The following is a 24,079-nucleotide window of genomic DNA, read 5'->3' as shown; positions in this document are numbered from 1 at the left end:
CACAGCGACAGCTTTTTCGTTGCGGCTTCGCCTTCACTTCTAAGCTGCGCGTGTTGGCGGCGTTAAAAATAGGGAAGTTATTTATGACCGAATCCATAGTTACTATTGCCCATTCTCGCGCGAATCCTTAAGGTCAACCTATGCCACGCAAAAGCGGGAACTGTGGAAAGAAGCAAAACCTAGTCACGATAAAAACTTGAACAAAGCCTCTTGGTTGGCGGCGGGTAATTCAACCAGCAAATCGATCTGCTCGGAAAAATCCTGCTGAATAATTCGCCCTTCCAACTTTTTGAGTTGATACTCGAACTGCTGCATTTGAGGATAGGCAAGCGTTAATCTGACACTTGTCAGTTCCACATAATCAACGATTTCCGCCGACTCGATGACATGCTTCGCGGCGTTGCCGTAAGCCCGCGTCAACCCACCGGCGCCGAGTTTCACGCCACCGAAATAACGAATCACCGCGACTAACACGTTGATGAGATCTTTGCCCTCCAAATGCTGAAAAATCGGTTTGCCGGCCGTGCCGGACGGCTCGCCGGCATCATGAAAACGACAAATGAATACTTGCTCCGTCCGAATTCGATAAGCGAAAGCGATATGACTGGCATCCGGATAGTCGGCCGCCAACTGCCTGAGACATTGCAAAGCCTCCTGCTCATCGGCAACAGGTATAATGACGCCGATAAAACGCGATTTTTTGATGATGTCTTCAATCGTATGACGCGACTTGATGTACTGCATTTTTATTCTCGATTTCTTTAGGATTTAATAACGAATCGTCACCTGGCTATAAACCTAGAAAAAGTATTTTTGTCCACGAGATATACAAAAAATCACGAAAATATTCAATTAGTTATACTACTCAAGCTATTTACCCCGTGGGTGACTCAAGAGATTTATACCCTTTGCTGGTCAAATTTCGGCGCCGGGGGGTCCGTCAAAGGACGCCGCGAATACGTCCATGTAGGCTCTGTGACAGCATCCCTGCTGTCAAAGCCTTTGCCGAACACCCCGACATCTCCATGCGTCAATGCCGAAATTTGAAGTGCGATGGGTATATGTAACCGGATGATTACGTTAGTTTATTTCGTGATTTTCGTGGACTGACTGCCAAATTTAGGATCAACCTTTGTTCAATTATGACTACCCCTTTTAATTATTGCCTACGCTATTATTGCTCCATCATCGGGATTTTCGCCCTAACTTTAACGGGTTGTTCGACGGTAAGGGAATCTTTGCCGGCGCGGACCGCGACCGAACAACTTCTACTCTCCACCGCTGCCGATCACGCCGCGCAAAAATTAGCGATTGATTTACCGAAACACCATAAAATCTTCCTGGACACTCAATATTTCGATACCGTCAGCACCGATGCTAAATATGCCATAGGCGCGATCAAGAACCAGTTATTGACTCTTGGATACCCCGTTGTCAGGGATAGAAAGGAGGCCGATTCCATTATCGAAATTCGTTTGGGCGCCTTGTCGATCAATCAACACAAAAGCCGTTGGCTGGGACTACCGGACCTGAACGTCCCCATTCCGCTGACGGGAACCATTCCGATACCGGAAATCGTTTTACTGGGCAACAATAAACTGGAAGGCATCGCCAAAATTGGCTTGTCTGTGTATGACGCCAAGGAAGGCACGCTGGAAAGTGTTATTGAGCCAAGCTATGGTTTTTCTCGATTCGTTGAGTGGACGGTGTTATTAATCAGCTGGACCGATTCCGATTTGGTACCGGAAAATGCCCGCGACGAACATGAAAGTCTCAGGCTTCATGAACGTTTATTGATCAATGGCGAATTTTAGACCTGAAGATAGCCAAGGCTTGCTTAAGCCTATAAACGGCATTTTGTCCACGAAAATATTTAAATAGTTATGCTTTATGATTACTTTCGTATATTTCGTGATTTTTGTGGACTGACTACGGAATTTAAGCTTAAAGAGCACCTTTGTGTTTTTGCTTTCGCATCTGCTTTTTCGCTGCCTTCTGCTCTCTAATCACGGCCAACTCAGCCAATTCTTGTTCCATCATCGCCGGCGTTTCCAGCGTGAGTCTGCCCAACATCCCCGAACGAAGTTCGGACAACAATATCTTAGCGGTCTTGTCGAGATCGACTCGGCCGCCGGAGCGCAAACAACCTCGGCTTTTCCCAATAGCAAGCATCAAGTCGTGCTCGTTGTTAGGAAGAGGATCGAGCTTGAATCGATCAACTAGACAATTCGGATAAAGTTTAAGCAAAAATTCGGCGGCAAAATACGCAATATCGTCATGCTTGATCGCGGTATCCTTGATCGCGCCGGTCACCGCGAGCCGGTAGCCGGTATTTTTATTTTCCAAATTCGGCCAGAGCATGCCTGGCGTATCGAGCAAAACGATATTGTTTCCGATTGCGATGCGCTGCTGAGATTTAGTGACAGCCGGCTCATTGCCAGTCTTAGCGATGACTCGTCCGGCCAAGGCATTGATCAATGTGGATTTCCCGACATTCGGAATGCCCATGATCAACGCATGAATCAATCGATTATCCGACTCTTCAAAAGCCAGCAATTTGCGGCATAATTCCGGCAACTGCTTGATTTTTTCCGGTTGTTCGATACTGAGCGCTAGCGTCTTCACGCCTTGTTCGCGCTCCAAATAACCTTGCCATTGCCGCGTTGCATCAAAGTCGGCCAAGTCGCATTTATTCAATACCTTGATGCAAGGCTTAGAGCTTCGAAGTTGCGCCAACAGTGGATTTTCACTGCTGAACGGAATGCGCGCATCGAGAATTTCAATGAACAAATCGACCTGAGGTGCAATCTCCCTGATTTCCTTCCCAGCCTTGTGCATGTGCCCCGGATACCATTGTATATGCATAATAAATCGTCAAATTCCAATAAAAATCATAAACCAAGCCCACCTTTTATCTTTCAAGCTCCGAACGGGTGTTATAAAACCGTTCGCAACGTTTCCATTCTAATTGTCACAAATGCATCTGAAGCTTATCGATGACAAGACCTCCGCTTAATCACGTAATGATCCGTTCATTCGTATCGCAGGCTTCTGCCTATCTTATTGTCGTTACTGGACGCTGGAGTTTGGCAACGAGGAATGTCGCGGTACATGCGATGATACACATATAGCACCACTTTATGCCTCTATATCGCGAAGCTAGAGCTTCGAGTATAGCTTTCCCAAGCAAGGCAGCGGAATCTTTCCCCTTTCCCCTTTCCCCTTTCCCCTTTCCCCTTTCCCCTTTCCCCTTTCACCTTTCACCTTTCACCTTTCACCTTTCACCTTTCACCTTTCACCTTTCACCTTTCACCCTTCACCCTTCACCTTTCACCTTTCACCTTTCACCTTTCACCTTTCATCTTTCATCTTTCATCTTTCCCCTTTCACCTTTCCCCTTTCACCTTTCATCTTTATTCCCTTCCCTCTGCTCCAAAACAATCAACCAAGGGCGCTCTTGGGTCGGCTTTACAATACCTTTGCCATCCAATTCCACGCGCGTCATCGACACCGCATCGAGCACATTGCCGCCGATCACTTCGAGTGCATCGTAGTTTTTGGCCACGACCAAGTCGCAATGATAAGGCCCTCTGCGTAATTGTTTGAATGACTGGACTTGTTGCGTAAAAACTTCGCTGCGCGGCGCGCATAACAAATCGCCGGGTTTAGGACTGAAAAAATGCGCGTCGCGGGCGATAAAGCGGGCATTTTTTCCGGCCGACAGCGAATGTTGGATATAGTCCCAATGCAGCACAGTCGAAGGCAAATCCTGTTCCGACACACCGGCGCTACGCGCCAACCAAACAATAAAGGCAGCCGACCAGGGTCGAACTTCACCTTCGTGATTTAATAAAGGCAAATGCGTCGCGTTGTACCAATAAAGAATGACTCGGGAGAAATAAGGTGCTTGGGTTTCGTGCGCCGCTTCATTGTCTACCGTAAAAATCAATTCGGGTTCGCCGCCGTTATAGTCGGCTATGGGACGTCCGAATAGAGACCATTCCTGTTGCGCCAAATAGATCATGCGTTCCCGAACCGAAGGAATCGCGAAAACCGGATCCATACCGCTTTGATACATGATCCGAAACGTCCCGTCCTTGACCGGTGTCGTGCAAGCGGACATCAACAGTATCGGCAGCCAAAATAGCGATCGTAGAAAAGATTCGGGGCGTCTTATCCATTGCAACAGGTACGCGGTGCACATCCTACAAGCTATCGAAAGTCTAGACACGGCTCCTCCAGAATACGGCTCAACCCGGCTCGACAATATACCGCAAAGCGAGGTCCAATGCTTTCGGATCGCCGCTGATTAGTGCGTGAGCATCGCTTTCACGACGCAACCAGGTGAACTGCCGCTTCGCCAATTGCCGGGTCGCGGCGATGGCTTTCTCGGTCATCTCGGCATGCTCGTATTCGCCTTGTAAATACGACCACACTTGTCGGTAACCGACCGCACGTATCGACGGCATTTTTTCCGATAAATCGCCGCGCCGATAAAGTTTTTCCACCTCTTCGACCAAGCCTTGTTCCAACATTTGATGAAACCGTTTTGCGATGATTTCGTGTAGTAGTTTTCGGTCCTGCGGCGCGATGATCAATTTGACCGCGCGAAAAGGAAGCGGCTGGGTCTCTGCTTCGCTGAACAATTCGGTCAAGGTTCTGCCGGTCAATCGATACACCTCGAGCGCCCGTTGCACCCGCTGCGGATCGTTCGGATGAATACGCGCGGCGGAGTCTGGATCGACTTGCGCCAGTCGCCGATGCATCGCTTCCTTGCCGATGTGTTCGAGCTCTTTATCCAGTTCAGCCCTGACCGCAGCGTCGGCGGTCGGCAGTTGCGCCAATCCGTGATTGAGCGCATTGAAATACAGCATCGTGCCGCCGGTCAACAAGGGCAATTTGCCGCGCGCGCTGATATCCGCGATCAATTCCAGCGTTCGGGATCGAAATTGTCCGGTCGAAAATGCCTCGCTCGGATCGAGAATGTCGATCAAATGATGCACAATACCGCCTCTTTCGGCCTCCGTAGGTTTGGCGGTGCCGATATCCATACCGCGATAGACAAGCGCCGAATCGACACTGATAATCTCGGCATCGAGCGCTTCGGCCAGTCGCACCGATAAAGAGGTTTTGCCGGAAGCTGTCGGCCCCATCAAAAAAACCGCCGTGGGTTTGGCTTTTTCGTTCACGATACGCTTACCGTCCGCGCAGGAAAAATTTATCCAGTTCCTGAGTCGATAGTTCGACCCAAGTCGGGCGTCCATGATTACATTGCCCGATGCGTTCGGTCCGTTCCATGTCTCGCAACAAGGCATTCATTTCGTCGATCGACAAACGGCGGCGCGCTCGGACCGAGCCGTGACAAGCGACCGTCGCAAGAACTTCATTGGCTTTTTCCTGAATCCGCGTGCTCAAGCCGTGCTCGATGATATCGGCCAACACGTCCCGAATCAGTGCCTCGCTATCGCCGCCGGCCAACAATACCGGCACCGAACGCAACACGATCGTTTCAGGACCCGAGCGGTTCAATTCGAATCCGAGCGCATTGAAAAAATCCTGGTGCTGTTCGGCCAAATCGGCTTCACCAGCGCTGACCGCGATCTTGATCGGCAACAACAATGGCTGACTCGGCACGCTACCGTTATTGAATTGTTGCTTCAAGCGTTCATAGGTGACGCGCTCATGCGCGGCGTGCGTATCGACCAGAATGATGCCTTTCGGCGTTTCGGCAAGAATATAGATATTATGCAGATGCGCGACGGCATACCCCAAAGGATGATACGACTCTTCGCCGGCTGGTGCGGGCTTGGGGCTTTTGCTTTCAGGTTCCGGCTCGACCGCCGGATACAGTGAGGCGTAAGCGCGAATATCCTCCTCGACATGCAGCGGCAGCGTATTTTGCTTCGGCTTGGATTGTAATTGGACTTGCGGCTTGACGGGTGGCTGCTCCGGAGTTTGCGGCGGCATCGGAACGAATTCTTCGATCGGATTGGACCGTTGTTCTTGACTCCCCGGCCGTAAATCGGCCAACGACCGATGCAGCGCCCGATACAGAAAATCATGGACTAGACGACCTTCCCTGAAACGGACCTCGAGTTTAGCAGGATGCGCGTTGACATCGACCAAAGCCGGATCGAGATTCAAATACAGCACGAATACCGGATGGCGGCCGTGATAAAGCACATCCTGATAAGCCTGTTTAACCGCATGCGAGACCAACTTGTCCTTGATCAAACGGCCGTTGACATAAAAAAACTGCATGTCCTGCTGGCTTCGCGAGAAAGTCGGCAAACCGACCCATCCGGTCAATTGCAAACCCGAAGCCTCGAAATCGATTTTGACCGAATTGTCGATAAACTCCGAACCGCAAATGCCGGCGATACGCTGTTCGCGCTGTACCTCGGTCGTGACCGGTTTCAGATTCAACACTCCGCGTTGATTATGCGTCAAGACAAATCCGATATCGAAACGGCTCAACGCCATGCGTTTAATCAGCGTTTCGATATGACCGAATTCGGTTTTTTCGGTTTTGAGAAATTTTCGGCGCGCCGGGGTGTTGTAAAACAAATCGCGCACATCGACGGTCGTGCCTTGAGGATGCGGGTCAGGCTTCGGATCGAAATTTTGCTCGGAACCGTCCGCATCGACTCGCCACGCGCAATCGGCAGCCTCGGTTCTGGAAATCAACGTCAGCCGGGCGACCGAGCTAATGCTTGGCAAGGCCTCGCCGCGAAAACCCATTGTCGAAACATGCTCCAAATCGTCGAGCGTTGCGATTTTGCTGGTGGCATGGCGAGACAATGCCAGCGGCAGGTCATCCTTGTCGATACCGCAGCCGTCGTCTCGAATTTTGATCCGGCGCATGCCTCCCTGCTCGATTTCGATGGCAACAGACGTAGCCCCGGCATCGAAGCAATTTTCGACCAACTCCTTAACGACCGAAGAAGGCCTTTCGACGACCTCGCCTGCGGCGATCTGATTGACGAGTTGAGTCGGAAGAGAATGAATACGCATTGAACAGTCTGAAACCAAATCGGCTATTTTAGCCGATCGGTCAAAGCCGTGTCAGTTTGAATTACAAGGCTACTCACTTAATGCGGAACAGTTTAAGGTTAATCCGTTCGTGGTGAGCCTGTCGAACCATGGACGGCTTAACTTATCGACCCAGGATTTTTCCATTCACCCTTCGACAGGCTCAGGGCGAACGGAAAAATCCTTAACTTAATGGCAGTGCCGCCTTAGGTGGGAAGCCAATTAAAACAAGCAAAAATCTGCGTGTTTTCGCGTGTTTCGTGGATAAAGTGCTTCTTATCCTGAAAAGAGCAGTTAGCATGCGTTGTATACCGTTCGTGCTGAGCCAAGTCAAAGCATGAAGGATCTACAACACTTTCACCGGCCTGGTGAAGCCTCAACTGCTCATTTATGTTTATATACTCATCGTATATCAAAATTCGGCGCAGGGGTGGCCGTCAAAGGACGCCGTGAATACGTCCCTGTAGGCTCTATGCCAGCTCCATGCTGGCAAAGCCTTTGTCGAACACCCCGGCGCCTCCTCTGGCATTCCCGAAATTTGAAGTGCGAAAGGTATAGATAACAGGACTGGTAAACCAAACCCCGATTCACCTTTCACCTTTCGTCTTTCCTCTTTCACCTTTAAAAATCACCCATCAACCGGAATACTCAACACCTGGCCGATCCTAACCTGATTATCATTCATCGCATTGGTCGCTTTAATTTTTTGCATACTGACACCATACTGCTGGGCTATGCCCGACAGGGTTTCACCCCGACTGATGACATGTTGCCGGCCTTGTTCGGCAATCTGTGTTCCGGCCGGTGCAGCCTGTTGAAAATAACTGTCGATGCCGTTGAAAATTGCTCGGGCCATTTTGTCTTGGTGAGCGACACTACGAAGCTTGCTTTCTTCATCGGGATTCGAGATGAAGGCGGTTTCAACCAGAATAGCAGGAATATCGGGTGATTTAAGCACTAAAAATCCAGCTTTTTGCACCGATCGGGAATGCAAATGACCGACTTGCCTGAGACTGCCAAGAACGCTAGAGGCTGCATTTTGACTAGCTTCTTGAGTAGCGGTCATCGATAAATCGAGCAGCACAGACGCCAATACATCGTCTTTATCGACTAGACTAACGCCCCCAACCAGGTCGGCGGAATTTTCATGATTGGCTAACCACCGAGCCATCTCGGTCGTCGCGCCTTTGTTGGACAAGGTGAAAACCGATGCGCCTTTTACATTCGGATTATCGTAGGCATCGGCATGGATCGATACGAATAAATCGGCCTTTGACTCTCTGGCGATTTTCATACGTTTTTTCAGATCGATGTAATAATCGCCTTGACGCACCATTACGGCTCTCATTCCTGATTTTTTATCGATCAATGCCGCCAATTTTTTTGCGATTGCAAAAGTTACATCTTTTTCATGAGTGCCATGTGGGCCTTTTGCTCCAGGATCCTGACCGCCATGTCCGGCATCGATAGCTATCACAACATCTTTGCTGCGTTGCGGCGATTTTTTTACCGGCTTATAAGCGACAGCTAATGCTTCTGATCTCGGGGAAGGACTTTTAGCGGCATTAGGGGAGGAGTTTCGCTTTGAAACCAATGGATGCGATGAAACCGACCGTGTAACGGACGGTTTGGCAGCAACATCTTGTTTGGCAAACAAATCAATCATTAGTTGATAGCCGCCGGATTGACTAGACGGAATCGTCAAACTCTTAGCTATTCCATTCTTTTTCAAGTCGACGACAACTCGCAAATCTTTGTCGTTCCGAACCGCGCTTCGAATTTTTTTAAACAACGGATGATTGGAAGACGGTTGATCAAGTTTTCCGTTTAAGCGAGCATCACTGATGTCGATAACTAAACGTGGTGGTTTATCCAGTTGAAATACTTTGTGTGAAAATTGCGTCGACAGATCGAAAATCATCCGGGAGTGATCGGAAGAAATTTGATGCTTCAAGGAATTAACCGCCGTTTGTTGCGCAAACGCCGACCCTGCCCAGAAATGCAACACCGCAATGAATAATATATTGATAAAACTACGCATGATCCAACCCAAGCTTGCTATTTTACCGACGGAAAATCCCCCGTCATTGACTATTTGCCGCTAAATTTCCTGACTTAACTTCGATAAGTATCAAGTTCAATTAAAATTAGCAGACATTATGATTTTTTAACTTTTCTATATCTTTAAAACTTGAACACCGAAACTAGACGCTAAGGAACGGGCATTTTATATATTTCGCAACCGACTGGTCTTTTTTGTCCTTTCCTACTCCCTTTATACTCAAAAAATGGTTAGCTTTATGAAGGTATGGGGTGTGGCTAGCGTAGCGAGGATGTCGGCAGCAGGGCAGATTTTTGCTCCAAGCAAAATCTGCCCTGCTGCCGTCAAGCCCCCATGGATGGGTTTACGGCGGTCCTCGATAGACATATCCCATACCTTTTATTCTTAGGCGGTTTTTCAATCAAAAGGGAGTAAATGATTGAAAATACAAGCACTTCGATGAATCGCTTCGTCGCCTCTCAATTTTAAAAGTATTCAAGTTATAAATTTGTTTAAAGTATAGCAGTATGTCTTTGTTTTATCACGCTAGATAAAAAGTTTTTTACGCTTAAATTGCTGGTCTCCACTTTTAGGTTTCGCTCTTGCCCTACAACGCTTAAGGTCAAGACTAAATCAGGCTCCGGTAGAAAACCTTCGCCCATTTCCGGCCACTCGATTAAACAAACCGCATCTTGATCCAAATAATCATTAATCCCGATCCACTCCAGCTCTTCCGGGTCGGAGAGGCGATACAAATCAAAATGAATAACGGCCCGACCATTCGACATATACTCCTCAACGAGCGTATAAGTCGGACTTTTAACCGCGCCCTGATGTCCAAACGCTCTCAACAAGCCCCGGACCAACGTAGTCTTTCCGGCGCCTAATTGGCCTTTTAAAAAGATCAGACACTTATGCGGCAACAGCCTAGACAACTCGGCGCCGAAGGCTTCGGTAGCCTCTGTATTTCTCAGTTTTATTTGCATTAGTTTACCAAGTGCCTCAAATAAGGCATCAAATCGGTCGCCAAAAGGCCCCGCTCACCGCCATCGACAGCAGCCGCATCGGCAGCCGAACCATGAATATAAACACCTTGTTCGGCGCTTTCCCAATTGCTGAACCCTTGAGCCAACAGCCCGGCAATCACGCCGGTCAGAACATCCCCCATGCCTCCTGTTGCCATGCCCGGATTACCGACATCGGCAACTGCGATATGATGGTGACTAGCAATCAATGTACCCGCCCCTTTCAGTACACAAATACCCCCATATTGCCGCCTGATCGACGATACTGCGGCGAAGCGATCCTGTTCGACTTCGGATACTGAACATTTCAACAACCGCGAAGCCTCGCCCGGATGCGGCGTCAATATGAAATGGTCACCGTATTGCCCCGAATCCGCCAGCCAGTTCAAGCCGTCAGCATCGATCACCATCGGCTTAGCGACTCGGGTCGCGGCATCGAATAAACCTTTCGACCAATCGCTTCGTCCCAATCCGGGACCCAAGATAACAACATCTGCGCTATCAATGATTGCATCGATGCACTCCGGCTCGATGACGCCACGACACATCAGTTCCGGCCGCGAGCTATTGATCAATATGGCATGCTCAGGTCGGGTCAACACAGTAACGAGCCCTGCTCCAACCCGTAACGCGGCTTCGCCTGCCATACGAATCGCTCCCGAATAACCGAGATCACCGCCGATAACTAAGACATGCCCATTATGACCTTTGTGCGCACAGCGACTTCTTCGCGGTGGTTGCAGAAAACGAATGCGTTGCGCCGCACAATCGACCTTGTCAAAAACCGCGTTAGGAATATCGAGCGATGCATAATAAATTTTTCCGCAATAATCCGGCGCATCTCCGGTAAACAAGCCTTTTTTCAACCCGATAAAAGACACGGTCAAATCCGCTTTGACTGCACAGCCCATGATTTTTCCGGTATCGGCATTCAATCCGCTTGGAATATCGACCGCAATGACGAAAGCCCTACTGGCATTGATGGCCGCTATCGCATCGGCATATAAACCTTCGACTTCACGATCCAAGCCGGTACCTAGTAACGCATCAATGATCACTTCTTCGCCAAGTAAAGCTTTCGTATCATAGGCCGCAACTTTACAGCCGCTATCGATGCAATCTCGATATGCCTTGAGCGCATCGTCCTTAAGCCTAGAAGCCTCGACAACAGAATAAACCGTTACCTCCATTCCGGCTGCGATCGCTAAACGCGCGATCACATAGCCATCTCCGGCATTGTTACCGCCACCACAAAAAATCGCGCAACTTGTCGCCTCCGGACAGAACGCCTTGACCCGCTCAAATACCGATTGACCTGCCCTGCACATTAATTCATAACCGGGAATGCAAAAGTCATCGATTGCCGTTCGGTCCAGTTCTCTTACTTGATCGGCGGAATATAATTCGTTTGGAAGGTCTTGCCTATTCATTGCTTCATCGAAGATAATTGTTTTTAAGTTCGGCTTAATAGCCCCAAAACTTATTGGCTTGATCAACGTTAAATCCCTTTGGCGCCGAACAAGGCTTGCTAATTTTATACAGCGCAATGCCGCAATCGCGTTTTTGAGGCTCTCGATAAAAGGCACCCCAAGGGCTTACAAGAGCGAGCGCGTAAGGCCCAGATGTTTTACTGCTCTTAACTGTGGCTCGCTTAGTAATCAAAGCAATTTCGCCGTTTTGCAAACTCACAAATGTACCGGGGGGATAGATACCGGTTTCGCGAATGAATTGATTGGCCAATTGCTCATCGATTTCACTGCCGCGTTTCGCAAACAGCGATTTGATCGCATCATGCGCCAAAATCGGATCTCGATATTTGCGGCCGGTGATCAACGATGTATAGATATCAGCCAGAGAGATGACTTTAGCCCCTTCGCTGATAGCATCTCCACTGAGCTTATTGGGATAACCGCTACCGTCGTTTTTTTCATGATGATGCAAAACCATTGCCAGCCAATCTTCGGACTTAATTCCGGCTTTTTTTAATAACATGGCGCTTTGTTTAGGGTGTTCTATGATTTGCTGACGCTGCTCACTCGTCAGCGGAGAATCTTGTTGATAAAGCCGATCCTGTAATTTCAGCATGCCTAAATTCATCGTCAGCGCCGCGCTAATGATCAATTCGTTATCTTTATCGGATAACTGCCTGCGCCGACCAAGTAAGCCGGACAATACAGCCGTATAAATCGAATGAATGACGGCGTAATTATTAGCGCAGCCTAGTAAATGAATCGCGCCTAATGCGGCATTAGGATCGAATACCGTAATAATCCGTAAAAGCTCGGCAATTTTCGTTATTCGCGGTTGTGCACCCTCGGCTTCTTGAGCTGCTATATCTTGCAGCAGTGGATACAGTTTTTGGTTGCAATAAGCGATAGCGGTAAACGGATTGGTTTGTAGTTTTTTTTGATCCGGCTCTTGCTTTAAAGCCTCTCGTAGCTCGATCTCTTGTTCGGTAAGATTCCTATAAACACCCTTTTCAAGCAACACGTTAAGTTGCTTTTCAGTGCTAACAATCGTATTTTTCTTCAATAACAACGATTGCTCAAAGGTAAAAATGGAAAAAGGCAGCGGCGTATTTAATTCGATATCGCTGGGCTGGACTTTGACTAATTCTATTTCCATAGCGCACCTAAAGCTTCGGAATTTTTTCGTACCATTCAGTATAGCCTGAAGACTACAAATTTTACGAAAAGCTGAACTCTAACGTCTCAGTATATCTTTCACACTTCGTAGCAATACTTTAGATAGTTCAGTAATGGTCGGTAAGATCAGCCTCGTTCGTATTCCATTATTTAATTGAGTTTTTCCAGATACTGAATCACAAATTGTAGGGCTCGATTGCCTCGGTATTCATTGATATCAAGCTTGTAAGCAGCATGGATCGTTCGAATTCCCAGCCATTGTTCTGGCTTTTCGATAAAAAACGCAATCGCGTCGATCAACTGCTTGTTTTCGGCCTGACGCAGCACCAGTTTTAAATGATGCTGCCCGACGATACGGGCCTGAATGACTTCGAATACGCCATCGAAAACCGGCTCCGGAAACTCCTGCCCCCAAGTGCCAGAACGTTGCAATAACTCGGCGAATTCCAACGTCAACTCGTTTTCCGATAGTTTGCCGTCGGAATACACCGTCTGTTCCAGGTCCATATTCGCTATACGCCGACCGACCATTTCATCGAAGGCCAACGCAAAGGGCGGATAATCATGCATTTGTATGCTCATTCCGGCAGCCATCGCATGGCCGCCGAATTTATTGAGAATATTGGGATGAGCTGCAGCTATGTCGCTCAGAACGTCACGAATATGCACGCCGGGAATCGAACGCGCCGAACCTTTGATTTCGCCGTTACCGGCCGGCGCAAAAGCTACGACCGGGCGATGCAGTCTATCCTTGATTCTTGATGCCAGAATACCGATCACACCTTGATGCCAATTTTCATCGAACAAGCAAACGCCGGCCGGCAGATGTTTTTCATCTAAGGCTTTCATTTCGTTCAACAGTCCCATCGCTTCGATCTTCATCTGACCTTCGATATCCCGGCGATCCCTGTTCATCTCGTCAAGCTGCTGTGCGATATCCTTGGCCAAAGGAAGATCATCCGTCAGCAAACACTGGATGCCCAGCGCCATATCGTCCATGCGCCCGGCAGCGTTGAGCCTTGGCCCCAGTGCAAAGCCTAGGTCGGATGAGGATAAATACCGATAATTACGACCCGATACCTCGACCAAGGCCAGTATTCCCGGATGACAACGGCCCGAACGAATTCGCTGCAAGCCTTGATGAATCAAGATTCGATTGGTCTGATCGAGCGGCACGACATCGGCGACCGTGCCCAAGGCAACCAAATCCAGTAGTTGCGCTAGATTCGGTTCGGGGATGGCTTGTTGTTGAAACCAATCGATTTCACGAAGACGGCCTCTCAGTGCGGTCAGTACATAAAACATTACGCCGACACCGGCTAATGCTTGGCTAGGAAAAGCTTCGTCCGGTAAATTAGGATTGACGATTGCATCGGCCTCAGGCAATATCTCGCCGGGCAAATGGTGATCGGTAACCAAAACCTTAATCCCTAGTGCCTTAGCCGCGTCAACGCCGGCTATGCTCGATATGCCGTTATCGACTGTGATAATCAATTCGGGCGCTTGGCGTTTGGCCAACTCGACAATCTCCGGCGTCAACCCGTAACCGTATTCGAAACGATTCGGCACGATGAAGTCAACATTGACCGCACCGAGCATGCGCAAGCCCCTGATAGCAAGGGCGCAACTGGTCGCCCCGTCGGCATCGAAATCGGCCACAATAGTGATTCGCTTCTGCTGATTTAGCGCTTCGATCAAATGAGCGACCATGTCCTTCATCCCGGACAAAAGCCACGGCGAAGGCAATCCTGCCAACGAACGGTCTAATTCATCCGCGGATTTAATACCCCGGCTTAGAAATATGCGCTGCAACACCGGGTGCATATCACCCAAATCCAGCTTTTTCTTACCCGGAGGACGGGGAATAATTGTTTTTTTAACGCCTTGGGAGTACATGGGTAAGGTGCAAGGAGAAAGGGGCAAGGTTCAAGGGACAAGGGACAAGGGTCGAGTGGAAATTACCCAACCCAGTTTCGTTAGTATAACCGTCAACTACATGACTGTCTTACCAGATAGCACGCCATCACTGCTCTCAAACCCTGGCGAATTCAACCCATAAATGCAACACCCAGCAAATTATCGTCACTTAATACCCTCGAATCTCCCTCACCTAACACCAGATGATCCGCGTAGGGTACGCTGTGCGTACCATGGTAACCCCGCGATGTTCATGTGCCAACCGAACCGCCAGGGCACGGCTTTGGTACGCGCAGCGTACCCTACAATTTATGTATAACGATGAGCGATCCAGCGTGGGAACGATAAGGGGGTTTTAATAATTAAGTTTATCCTAAAAAGAGCAGTTGAGAGCTTCAAACTACCGTTCACCCTGAGCCCCTTCGGCTGCGCTCAGGAGAGCCCTGTCGAAGGGTGAACGGTAGTTTGAGGCTTCACCAATCCGGTGTAAGTGTTGTAGACCTTTCATGCTTCGACTTGGCTCAGCACGAACGGTCTACAACACTTACCAACTGCTCTTTTTAGGTTTATAGACTATCGAGTATCGCTTTCTTGACTGCGTCCAAATCGGCTTCGATCGTGACCGGATGCGCGTCTTTACATTGCTTGATCGCGATATCGGGATCTTTGATGCCGTTGCCGGTCAATGTACAAACGATCGTGCTGCCTTCGGGAATATTCCCCAATTCGATATCGTGCAACGCGCCGGCCAGCGATGCCGCCGAGGCAGGCTCGCAAAAAATGCCTTCGTTCGAACTCAACAATTTTTGCGCTGCCAAAATTTGCTCGTCGGTCATTGCCGCAAACCAACCTTCCGATTCGCGTTGCGCGGTCCAAGCTAAATCCCAAGATTGCGGGCGTCCGATGCGTATCGCGGTTGCGACCGTTTCGGGATGATCGATCATTTCTCTGGCGATGAAAGGCGCGGCGCCGGCCGCTTGATAACCGCACATCACGGGACGCTTATTCGTCACGGCTTTCAGGGAGCCGATATCGGTCGAATATTCCTTGTAACCTTTCCAATAGGCCGAAATATTGCCGGCATTGCCGACCGGTAGACAGTGATAATCAGGCGCGGTGCCCAGTTCGTCGATGATTTCGAACGCAGCGGTTTTCTGTCCTTCGAGACGGAACGGATTGATCGAATTGACAATCGAGACCGGCGCATGATCGACGATTTCCTTAACCAAAGCCATGCCCTGATCGAAGTTACCGTTGATCTGAATGATCTTGGCCCCGTACATCAAAGTTTGCGCCAATTTACCCAGCGCGATCTTGCCTTCCGGAATCAGTACGAAGGCTTTGATGCCGGCGCGTACCGCATAAGCCGCCGCCGACGCCGACGTATTGCCGGTCGATGCGCAGATAATAGCTTGACTGCCTTCTTCGACGGCTTTGGTCACAGCCATCGTCATGCCGCGATCCTTAAACGAGCCGGTCGGATTCAAGCCCTCGAATTTCACATAAATATCGACGTCCTTGCCGATCAATCTTGGAATGTTTTGCAGCTGTATCAAAGGTGTATTGCCTTCGCCCAAACTGATCAACCGAGTGCCATCAGCGACCGGTAGACGATCTCTATAAGTTTCGATTAAACCTGTATAGCGTTTACGAATTGTCATTGTGTTTTATCCCAGAGTTTCCAGACGAATGCGACACACTTTGCCGGTTACGGTCGTCAATTGTTCGATCACGGTAATCGCTGCATTCATTTCCGATTCCAGTGTATTTTGAGTCAACATGATAATCGGCACCGATTTTTCGTTTTCATGCGGTTCTTTTTGAATAATCGCTTCGATACTGATGTCGTGCAAAGCCAAGATGCGAGTAATGTCCGCTAACACACCCGGCCTATCCTCGGCATTGAGCCGTAAATAATAAGCCGTATGAATTTGCTCGGCCGAAAGCATCGGAATATCGGCCAGCGCGTTCGGTTGAAAAGCCAAGTGCGGCACGCGGTTTTCAGGATCGCTCGTCATTGCCCGAACGACATCAATCACATCGGCAACGACCGAAGAAGCCGTCGGTTCGGCGCCAGCACCTGCGCCATAATATAAGGTCGGCCCGACCGCATCGCCTTTAACCAATACCGCATTCATCACACCATCGACATTGGCGATTAATCTGCGTGCCGGTATCAAGGTCGGGTGCACGCGCAGTTCGATGCCTTCGGAAGTTTTCCGCGCAATGCCCAGATGCTTGATGCGATAGCCCAATGTTTCAGCATAATCGACATCGTCGCGCGTGATTTGCGTAATCCCTTCGGTATAAACCTTATCGAATTGCAAGGGAATACCAAACGCGATTGAAGCCAAAATAGTCAATTTATGCGCCGCATCGATTCCCTCTACGTCGAAAGTCGGATCGGCCTCGGCATACCCCAATGCCTGAGCCTCGGCCAAGACATCGGCGAAATCGCGGCCTTTGTCACGCATTTCGGTCAGGATAAAATTGCCGGTGCCATTGATGATTCCCGCCACCCACTCGATTTGATTGCCGCTCAAGCCTTCACGAATCGCCTTAATGATAGGAATTCCGCCGGCAACGGCAGCTTCGAACGCAACCATGACACCTTTGGCACTGGCTTTTGCAAAAATTTCATTTCCGTGCAGCGCAATCAAGGCTTTATTCGCGGTCACGACATGCTTACCGTTTTCAATCGCTTTGAGCACTAAATCTTTCGCAATCGTATCGCCGCCGATCAATTCCAAAACGATTTCAATCTCCGGATCGTTGACGATCTCATAAGGATCGGTCGTCAACGCGATGCCTTGCGTATCGCAAATACGGCTTCGCTCGAGATCGCGAGTACTGGCGCGCGTTACGATAATTTCACGCCCTGCGCGGCGCGCAATTTCAGTGGCGTTGCGTTTCAAGACATTGACGGTGCCACCGCCGACGGTACCTAGACCTAAGACCCCAACTTTGACCGGCTTCAAATTCGACTCCTACTAATTTCCCATAACCCGAACAAATCGAGCATTATACAACTTTGTCTTTCTTGAGCATATGTCGAATGCCGCGAATCGCTTGTCGGGTTCTGTGTTCGTTTTCGATCAAACCGAAACGAACGTGATCGTCTCCGTACTGTCCGAACCCGATGCCCGGCGACACTGCCACTTTCGCATCGGCGAGCAATTTTTTCGAAAATTCGAGCGACCCCATTTCTTTATAAGGCTCAGGAATCGGCGCCCAAACAAACATCGTCGCTTTCGGCTTCGGCACCGGCCAACCTGCGGCCGTCAAGCCTTCGCATAAGACATCTCGCCTTTTCCGGTACATCTCGGCAATCTCGGCCAGGCAATCTTGCGGCCCTTCCAGCGCGGTGATCGCGGCAATCTGAATCGGCGTAAATGTGCCGTAATCGAGATAGGATTTGATACGCGCCAACGCCGCAACTAAATCTTTATTTCCGCACATGAAACCAACCCGCCAGCCGGGCATGTTGTAACTCTTCGATAATGAGAAAAATTCGACCGCGATATCGGTCGCACCTTTTACTTGGAGTATGGACGGAGCCTTGTAGCCGTCGAAAACGATATCGGCATAGGCAATATCTTGTACCACCCAGATATTGTGTTCTTTCGCCACTTCAACGATTTTTTCAAAGAAATCGAGCTCGACGCATTGGGTAGTCGGATTACCCGGAAAATTGAGAATCAGCATTTTCGGCTTCGGCCATGAATCGACGATGGCTTTATGCAGTTCCTCGAAAAAATCCACACCGGCAACCAACGGCACATGACGAATATCGGCACCGGCGATCACGACACCGTACGGATGGATGGGATAGGCCGGATTCGGAACGAGAACGACGTCGCCGGGACCCAGCGTCGCCAAAGCCAGATGCGCAAGCCCTTCTTTGGAGCCTATCGTAACGATAGCCTCGGTATCGGGGTCTAAATCCACGTTGTAGCGCGTTTTATACCAAGTACAAATCGCTCTCCGTAATCGAGGAATACCCTTGGAAACGGAATAACGGTGCGTGTCTTCTCGCTGGGCCGCCTCGACCAGCTTTTTGACGATATGCTCGGGTGTCGGCTGATCGGGATTACCCATCCCGAAGTCGATGATATCTTCCCCGGCCGCTCGTGCTTTCGCTTTTAGCTCGTTGACAATATTGAAAACATAGGGAGGCAAGCGACTGATTCGATGAAATTGTTCCATTTGCGGCTCTGAAGAAAGATTTGTTAGTCAGTAAGTTTAAAAAACCGTCTAAATTACTGTTAATCAAAGGCTCTGTCAATTATACATCAGAGGAAAGATGAAAGAAGAAAGAGGAAAGATGTAGGCTGTCGAAATAAAATATTAATCATTATAATTCAATTGTTTATTATTTTTTTGAGGTGAAAAACAGACAGTCAACCTACTTTTATTTGCTTCCTAGAGCCAAAAATCAACGACTTAGCAGGAGGCATCAAAATGAAAATTGAACTTATTAAAGAATTTATCAATACTTTTTTACCGGTTTATCGCCGGAACTAAAGGGTATGTTGCGCGTACCAAAGCCGTACCCGCCAATATTAGCCAAAGCCCTTAGGGTTTAACCTGGGTTAGGTACGCGCAGCGTACCCAATCCTCTTTCATCTTTCATCTTTCATCTTTCATCTTTCATCTTTCATCTTTCATCTTTCATCTTTCATCTTTCATCTTTCCCCCTAAAACCTCTTCCACGCGTTTTAAATCGTCCTCGGTATCGACACCGGCTTCCGGAGTTTTAGCGACGGTGTTAACGAGAATCGACTCGCCGTGCCACAGTATTCGAAGCTGCTCCAATGACTCGACCGCCTCAAGCGGTGAAGCTTCCCAGCCGCAATAACGCCGCAAGAAATCGACGCGGTACGCATACATGCCGATATGACGCAAATAATCGATTTTTCCTGAAAAGGCTCCGCCCTGCCGACTGAAATGATCGCGATCCCACGGAATCGGCGCACGACTGAAATAAAGCGCATAATCGTTCTTATTCAGCACCGTTTTGACGGAGTTGGGATTAAAGATTTCATCCGGATCGGTAATGCGTGCCGCAAGCGTTGCGATACCTGCACGATGTTGGCCTGCCAAAGCCTCCGCGACATCCCGGATATAATCAGGCGGAATCAGCGGTTCGTCGCCTTGCAGATTGACGATAATCGTATCATCGCTCCATCCGCATAACTCGGCGACTTCCGCAATACGCTCGGTCCCGCTTTGATGATCGTGGCGAGTCATCACGGCTTGAATACCGAGTTCCAACACTTTATCGAAAATCCTCGCATCGTCGGTTGCCACGACGATTTCTTCGGCATCGGCTTCCCTTGCCCGTTCGCAGACATGCGCGATCATCGGTTTTCCGGCGATAGCCAGCAACGGCTTGCCCGGCAGCCGAGTCGATCCGTAGCGTGCCGGAATCACGACTTTGAACGGAATACTCATTTACGCAGGGCTTCGGCTTCTTCTTGACTCAATTCGCGGGCTTCGTCTTCAAGCATGACCGGTATGCCGTCCCGTATCGGGAACGCCAAGCGATCGGCAATAGAAATCAATTCCTGCTTTTCTTTGTCGTAAATCAGCGGCCCCTTACTGACCGGACTGACCAGAATTTCAAGTAATTTTGTATCCATCATATTTTTCTCTCAATAAGGTTAAAAATCGATTCGTAAAGGCCGGCTCCAGTTGGGCCGTCACCGGTACATACCAATGCGTATCGCGCGCGAAACCAAAGCATTTGACCGCGTCTTTTTCGGTCATCAATACCGGACACTCCCCGAATTCAATATCGTCGGCGCGATACGAATAATGATCCGGGAATTTATGATTGATGCAATGCAGGCCGGCGGCGGTCAACTTGTTGAAAAACCGGTCGGGATTGCCGATTCCGGCCACCGCATGACAACTCAAACCGATAAAGTCTTGCAATGGCTTGGTCGAACCGGTCGCCAGATTGACAGCCATATCGCCGTTGAGTGTCATCGAAAAACGTTCGTCTTCGGTTTTTGTTCCATTCTCGATGATAAAGTCGACTTCAAACAGTCGTTCGACCGGTTCTCTCAAAGGCCCGGCCGGTAGACAATAACCATTACCGAACTGTCTTTCGCCGTCGACGACAGCAATTTCGATATCGCGCGCCAATTTGTAATGCTGCAAACCGTCGTCCGATAAAATGACATCGCAGCCATCTTGCTCCAACAATAAATGTCCTGCTTCAAAACGATTTGCGCAGACCGCGACAGGGCAATCGGAGTGCTTGGATAATAACAAAGGCTCATCGCCCACTACTGCAGCATTGCCCGAAGGATCGACTTTAACCGGAGCGTCACGGACCTCACCCCCATATCCGCGGCTAATGACGCCAGGTTTATAACCGTTCCGCTTCAAAAGCCTAGCTAACGCAATAATTAACGGCGTTTTCCCAGTACCGCCGACGCTGATATTTCCGACGATGATGACCGGAACCGGCAGACGCCGATTTTTGACCCAACCTGCGCGATAAAAAAAACGCCTGAGCTCGACGACTCCTCTAAAAACCCAACTAAGCGGTAATAAAACCTTAGCGGGAAATCGGCCTTGATACCAAACGGTATCGAGCGATATACTTCGTGCGGTCATGTTTTCGGCTTTTATGGCAATGCTATTTTGTTCGGTAGCAAGGCGCGAAAACAGCCGCATAGCAAGCTATGTAACTGTTTTCGCAACGTAGCTACCGGACAAAAGAGCGCGTTAGAAAACCGAAAATGTGGCTGCTCTAAGGAACGAGCATGAAATAACTTAGACAACTGTTGGAAGGGGATTCGGTGGCTCGATTGACAGGTGTCGGCGGCAGGGATAGCTGCCGTCAAGCCTACATGGACGTATTCACGGCGTCCTGTCAAGCGAGTTACCGAGCCGCCGCAAAGCCTACTACTTATAGAAGTTATTTTGTGCATATTCCTAAGTATAAGTCGTTCATTTATCCGCCATTAGGTTTTATTGCCGCAAAGGTAATATGTTTAAAACCGATTTGCCCGGCAATATCCAAAGCCATTACGACCGATTTATGCGGCGTTTTACCGTCCGCATTGATGACGAAAGGGATCGATCGCGACGAACCGGCCAATTTGAGCAGCTCTTGTTTGAGCGTTTCTTTTTCTTGATTAACCAATTGACGAGGCAAACCGTCTTCGCCGGTCAAATAATAGACGCCGTCCGAATCGATGCTCAACTCGATCTGCCTCAGTTTTCTTTCGGGTTCGCTGCCTTCGGCTTCAGGTAAATCTATGTTCAATACGGTTTCCCGATTGAAGGTTGTCGTCACCATGAAGAAAATCAATAATAAAAAGACGACATCGATCATCGGCGTAATGCTGATTTCGAGCTTTTCTCTTTTTTTACGATGAAAATCCATCAGGCTTCCTCACGCTCTCCGTGCAACACATCGATCAAGCGTAACGCTTCCTCTTCCATATTCAAGACATATTCATCGACCAAGCGCTCGAAATAGCGGTGAAAAATCAGGCTCGGAATCGCAACGCTCAAGCCGGCAGCGGTCGTAATCAATGCCTCGGAAATACCTCCGGCCAATATCGTAGGATCGCCGACGCCATGCATCATGATAGCCGTAAATACCTTGATCATCCCGACCACGGTTCCCAAAAGACCCAACAACGGCGTGATCGAGGCAATCGTACCCAAAGTATTCAGAAATTTCTCCAAATCATGAACGATTTGCCGTCCCACCTCTTCGATGCTAGTGCGCATGATGTCCCGGCCGTGGCGGCTATTGGCAAGCCCTGCGGCTAAAACCGCGCCCAACGGCGAACTCATTTTAAGGCTGCGCAACGCCGAAGCATCGAGCTTGCCCTCGCGGGACAATTTCCAGATCTGAGGAACGAGATCGGGCGGCAATATTTTATTTTTGCGTAGCGTCCAAAACCGCTCGCCAATGATCGCCATCGCACCGATGGAGCATAAAATAATCGGCAGCATTAACCAGCCGCCGCTTTTAATCAAATCGAACACTATTTTTACCTATGTTTATAAAACTTAAGACAAAAAATATACCGCTTCAGATAAATCAGCCGGAATGACGCTTTCGATAACCCGGCTTCCCACTTAAGGCGGGACAAAAGCACTAAGGATTAACCGTTCGCCCTGAGCCTGTCGAAGGGTGGATGGTTAATCCGCCTATGGTCGACAGGCTCACCACGAACGGATTAACCTTAAACTGTCCCGCGTTAAGTGAGTAGCCTAACTAATTTAAACGAATCCCGCTTGCTTGGCGTTATCACGGCCCACCCAAACATAGGCAATCAATAACGCCAAACAGCAACAAACCGCTGCAATGCTATACACGAACCGGGCGCCTTGCGAATCCCAAAAATAACCGCTGTACAGGCTACCAAGCACGCCGCCTAGGCCGAAGCTGACGCTGCTATAAAGCGCCTGCCCCTTGCCTTGGTGTCGATGGCCGAAATAATAATCGACCAGATGAATCGCCGTCACATGCGTTGCTCCGAAAGTCGCGGCATGAAGCACTTGCGCGAATACCAGTAAAGCAAGATTATCCGCACACCAACCAATTAACAGCCAACGAACGATACTCAATAAGATACTGACCAATAAAATATGTCTTAGCGAGTACTTTACCAATACCCTACGCATCAATACAAACAACACGATTTCGGCAAAAACTCCCAACGACCACAACATACCGGTCGTCGTTCCCGAATAATCGTGCTGATTCAAAAAAATCGAATAAAACACATAATAGGGGCCATGCGCGACTTGCAAAAGCATATAAACGAAAAAAAACGCCCAGACTTCAGGCTTTTTTAAAATTCCTCCGATGGCGATACCGTCAATGCCTTGCTGGGATGCATAAGCTTCGGGCGTCAATAACGCCATAAGCCAAATCGATCCCAAAAGCCCGGTAATAATTTCCGGCATGAAGGCCAAACCTTGCCAGTCGAGCAAGCCGCCGATACCGGTAACGGTAACGATAAAACCGATCGACCCCCATAGCCGAATTTGGCTGTAGCGTTGCGGTTCTTGCTTTAAATGAAACAAAGTTGCCGCTTCGAATTGCGGCAGCGCGGCATTCCAGAAAAAACTAAACGCCACCGTCAATAAGGCAAATGCGAAATAACCTTCAACGAACAAAAAACCGCTGAATAAAATAGCCGCAAAAAAACATGCTATGCGGATAATCCGTAAACTTCGCCCGCTTCGATCGGCAATCCAGCCCCAAATATTCGGCGCTATGATTTTCGTACCGACCAATAATGCCGAAAGCTCGCCGATTTCAATCGCATTGAAATCTACGCTTTCCAAATACAGGCTCCAGTAGGGTAAAAAACCTCCTAGCGTAGCAAAATAACAAAAGTAGAATCCCGACAGTCGCCAATAAGGTACGGACATACCGC

General features: G+C 49.1%; 20 protein-coding genes. 1 reads left to right on the top strand and 19 read right to left on the bottom strand.

Translation table 11 applies throughout. From position 1 onward, the window contains the following. Positions 1 to 183 precede the first annotated feature (183 nt). Entirely contained in the window at positions 184 to 744 is a 561-nt protein-coding gene (locus tag METBU_RS0103595) for an IMPACT family protein (protein WP_017839325.1), read from the bottom strand. Positions 745 to 1,142: 398 nt separating this feature from the next. Between METBU_RS0103595 and METBU_RS23205 the strand changes: the two genes are divergently transcribed. Further along, positions 1,143 to 1,814: a DUF6655 family protein gene (locus METBU_RS23205; RefSeq protein ID WP_017839324.1), complete on the top strand. Its 672-nt coding sequence runs from the start codon at positions 1,143 to 1,145 to the stop codon at positions 1,812 to 1,814. Between the two features lie 130 nt (positions 1,815 to 1,944). Here METBU_RS23205 and ylqF read toward each other — a convergent pair whose 3' ends face one another. From ylqF to METBU_RS0103500, 18 genes are all read right to left on the bottom strand, one after another. Beyond that, positions 1,945 to 2,865: a ribosome biogenesis GTPase YlqF gene (gene ylqF, locus METBU_RS0103585; protein WP_026130012.1), complete on the bottom strand. Its 921-nt coding sequence runs from the start codon at positions 2,863 to 2,865 to the stop codon at positions 1,945 to 1,947. 535 nt (positions 2,866 to 3,400) lie between these two features. Further along, on the bottom strand, positions 3,401 to 4,204 hold the full coding sequence (locus tag METBU_RS0103580) for a DUF2272 domain-containing protein (protein WP_017839322.1): 804 nt from the start codon (positions 4,202 to 4,204) through the stop codon (positions 3,401 to 3,403). Positions 4,205 to 4,250: 46 nt separating this feature from the next. Then, positions 4,251 to 5,189 (bottom strand): tRNA (adenosine(37)-N6)-dimethylallyltransferase MiaA, encoded by a 939-nt coding sequence (gene miaA / locus METBU_RS0103575; RefSeq protein WP_017839321.1) that lies wholly within the window; start codon positions 5,187 to 5,189, stop codon positions 4,251 to 4,253. A gap of 7 nt (positions 5,190 to 5,196) precedes the next feature. Next, on the bottom strand, positions 5,197 to 7,014 hold the full coding sequence (mutL, locus tag METBU_RS0103570; RefSeq protein WP_017839320.1) for a DNA mismatch repair endonuclease MutL: 1,818 nt from the start codon (positions 7,012 to 7,014) through the stop codon (positions 5,197 to 5,199). A gap of 646 nt (positions 7,015 to 7,660) precedes the next feature. After that, the gene (locus tag METBU_RS0103565; protein ID WP_017839319.1) at positions 7,661 to 9,073 is read right to left on the bottom strand and encodes an N-acetylmuramoyl-L-alanine amidase; all 1,413 of its coding nucleotides are present in this window, start codon (positions 9,071 to 9,073) and stop codon (positions 7,661 to 7,663) included. Positions 9,074 to 9,585: 512 nt separating this feature from the next. Further along, positions 9,586 to 10,059 carry a tRNA (adenosine(37)-N6)-threonylcarbamoyltransferase complex ATPase subunit type 1 TsaE gene (gene tsaE / locus METBU_RS23200; protein WP_017839318.1) on the bottom strand — a complete coding sequence of 158 codons (474 nt, stop codon included), beginning with the start codon at positions 10,057 to 10,059 and terminating at the stop codon, positions 9,586 to 9,588. Then, entirely contained in the window at positions 10,059 to 11,528 is a 1,470-nt protein-coding gene (locus METBU_RS0103555; protein WP_017839317.1) for a bifunctional ADP-dependent NAD(P)H-hydrate dehydratase/NAD(P)H-hydrate epimerase, read from the bottom strand. Before METBU_RS0103555 ends, tsaE begins: the two co-directional genes overlap by 1 nt. A gap of 34 nt (positions 11,529 to 11,562) precedes the next feature. Continuing rightward, positions 11,563 to 12,723 (bottom strand): HD-GYP domain-containing protein, encoded by a 1,161-nt coding sequence (locus METBU_RS0103550; RefSeq protein WP_017839316.1) that lies wholly within the window; start codon positions 12,721 to 12,723, stop codon positions 11,563 to 11,565. 170 nt (positions 12,724 to 12,893) lie between these two features. After that, positions 12,894 to 14,639, bottom strand: coding sequence for a single-stranded-DNA-specific exonuclease RecJ (recJ, locus tag METBU_RS0103545; RefSeq protein ID WP_083877613.1), 1,746 nt, complete (start codon positions 14,637 to 14,639; stop codon positions 12,894 to 12,896). 587 nt (positions 14,640 to 15,226) lie between these two features. Continuing rightward, positions 15,227 to 16,321, bottom strand: a complete 1,095-nt coding sequence (gene thrC / locus METBU_RS0103540) for a threonine synthase (protein ID WP_017839314.1) — start codon at positions 16,319 to 16,321, stop codon at positions 15,227 to 15,229. Between the two features lie 6 nt (positions 16,322 to 16,327). Beyond that, entirely contained in the window at positions 16,328 to 17,638 is a 1,311-nt protein-coding gene (locus METBU_RS0103535; protein WP_017839313.1) for a homoserine dehydrogenase, read from the bottom strand. 43 nt (positions 17,639 to 17,681) lie between these two features. Next, the gene (gene alaC, locus METBU_RS0103530; RefSeq protein ID WP_017839312.1) at positions 17,682 to 18,866 is read right to left on the bottom strand and encodes an alanine transaminase; all 1,185 of its coding nucleotides are present in this window, start codon (positions 18,864 to 18,866) and stop codon (positions 17,682 to 17,684) included. A gap of 465 nt (positions 18,867 to 19,331) precedes the next feature. Further along, a complete protein-coding gene (kdsB, locus tag METBU_RS0103525) occupies positions 19,332 to 20,114 on the bottom strand; it encodes a 3-deoxy-manno-octulosonate cytidylyltransferase (protein ID WP_017839311.1) in 783 nt (260 codons plus the stop codon). Then, a complete protein-coding gene (locus METBU_RS0103520) occupies positions 20,111 to 20,302 on the bottom strand; it encodes a Trm112 family protein (protein WP_017839310.1) in 192 nt (63 codons plus the stop codon). Before METBU_RS0103520 ends, kdsB begins: the two co-directional genes overlap by 4 nt. Continuing rightward, entirely contained in the window at positions 20,283 to 21,287 is a 1,005-nt protein-coding gene (gene lpxK, locus METBU_RS0103515) for a tetraacyldisaccharide 4'-kinase (RefSeq protein WP_040575454.1), read from the bottom strand. Before lpxK ends, METBU_RS0103520 begins: the two co-directional genes overlap by 20 nt. Positions 21,288 to 21,627: 340 nt before the next feature. After that, on the bottom strand, positions 21,628 to 22,062 hold the full coding sequence (locus METBU_RS0103510) for an ExbD/TolR family protein (protein ID WP_014148037.1): 435 nt from the start codon (positions 22,060 to 22,062) through the stop codon (positions 21,628 to 21,630). Further along, positions 22,062 to 22,676 (bottom strand): MotA/TolQ/ExbB proton channel family protein, encoded by a 615-nt coding sequence (locus METBU_RS0103505; RefSeq protein ID WP_017839308.1) that lies wholly within the window; start codon positions 22,674 to 22,676, stop codon positions 22,062 to 22,064. Before METBU_RS0103505 ends, METBU_RS0103510 begins: the two co-directional genes overlap by 1 nt. Before the next feature lie 237 nt (positions 22,677 to 22,913). Then, entirely contained in the window at positions 22,914 to 24,074 is a 1,161-nt protein-coding gene (locus METBU_RS0103500) for an MFS transporter (protein ID WP_040575275.1), read from the bottom strand. Between the last annotated feature and the right edge of the window lie 5 nt (positions 24,075 to 24,079).

The sequence above is a fragment of the Methylotuvimicrobium buryatense 5G genome, from assembly GCF_000341735.1.
Taxonomy (GTDB): Bacteria; Pseudomonadota; Gammaproteobacteria; order Methylococcales; family Methylomonadaceae; genus Methylotuvimicrobium; species Methylotuvimicrobium buryatense.
The sequence above is the reverse complement of the archived record's forward strand: the minus strand, read 5'-3'. Positions and strand labels throughout refer to the sequence as shown.

Bases quoted from the DNA above. Each gene is read 5' to 3' on its own strand.
- METBU_RS0103595 (WP_017839325.1), bottom strand. From the start codon at position 744: ATGCAGTACATCAAGTCGCGTCATACGATTGAAGACATCATCAAAAAA.
- METBU_RS23205 (WP_017839324.1), top strand. From the start codon at position 1,143: ATGACTACCCCTTTTAATTATTGCCTACGCTATTATTGCTCCATCATC.
- ylqF (WP_026130012.1), bottom strand. From the start codon at position 2,865: ATGCATATACAATGGTATCCGGGGCACATGCACAAGGCTGGGAAGGAA.
- METBU_RS0103580 (WP_017839322.1), bottom strand. From the start codon at position 4,204: ATGTGCACCGCGTACCTGTTGCAATGGATAAGACGCCCCGAATCTTTT.
- mutL (WP_017839320.1), bottom strand. From the start codon at position 7,014: ATGCGTATTCATTCTCTTCCGACTCAACTCGTCAATCAGATCGCCGCA.
- METBU_RS0103565 (WP_017839319.1), bottom strand. From the start codon at position 9,073: ATGCGTAGTTTTATCAATATATTATTCATTGCGGTGTTGCATTTCTGG.
- tsaE (WP_017839318.1), bottom strand. From the start codon at position 10,059: ATGCAAATAAAACTGAGAAATACAGAGGCTACCGAAGCCTTCGGCGCC.
- METBU_RS0103555 (WP_017839317.1), bottom strand. From the start codon at position 11,528: ATGAATAGGCAAGACCTTCCAAACGAATTATATTCCGCCGATCAAGTA.
- METBU_RS0103550 (WP_017839316.1), bottom strand. From the start codon at position 12,723: ATGGAAATAGAATTAGTCAAAGTCCAGCCCAGCGATATCGAATTAAAT.
- recJ (WP_083877613.1), bottom strand. From the start codon at position 14,639: ATGTACTCCCAAGGCGTTAAAAAAACAATTATTCCCCGTCCTCCGGGT.
- thrC (WP_017839314.1), bottom strand. From the start codon at position 16,321: ATGACAATTCGTAAACGCTATACAGGTTTAATCGAAACTTATAGAGAT.
- alaC (WP_017839312.1), bottom strand. From the start codon at position 18,866: ATGGAACAATTTCATCGAATCAGTCGCTTGCCTCCCTATGTTTTCAAT.
- kdsB (WP_017839311.1), bottom strand. From the start codon at position 20,114: ATGAGTATTCCGTTCAAAGTCGTGATTCCGGCACGCTACGGATCGACT.
- METBU_RS0103520 (WP_017839310.1), bottom strand. From the start codon at position 20,302: ATGGATACAAAATTACTTGAAATTCTGGTCAGTCCGGTCAGTAAGGGG.
- lpxK (WP_040575454.1), bottom strand. From the start codon at position 21,287: ATGACCGCACGAAGTATATCGCTCGATACCGTTTGGTATCAAGGCCGA.
- METBU_RS0103510 (WP_014148037.1), bottom strand. From the start codon at position 22,062: ATGGATTTTCATCGTAAAAAAAGAGAAAAGCTCGAAATCAGCATTACG.
- METBU_RS0103500 (WP_040575275.1), bottom strand. From the start codon at position 24,074: ATGTCCGTACCTTATTGGCGACTGTCGGGATTCTACTTTTGTTATTTT.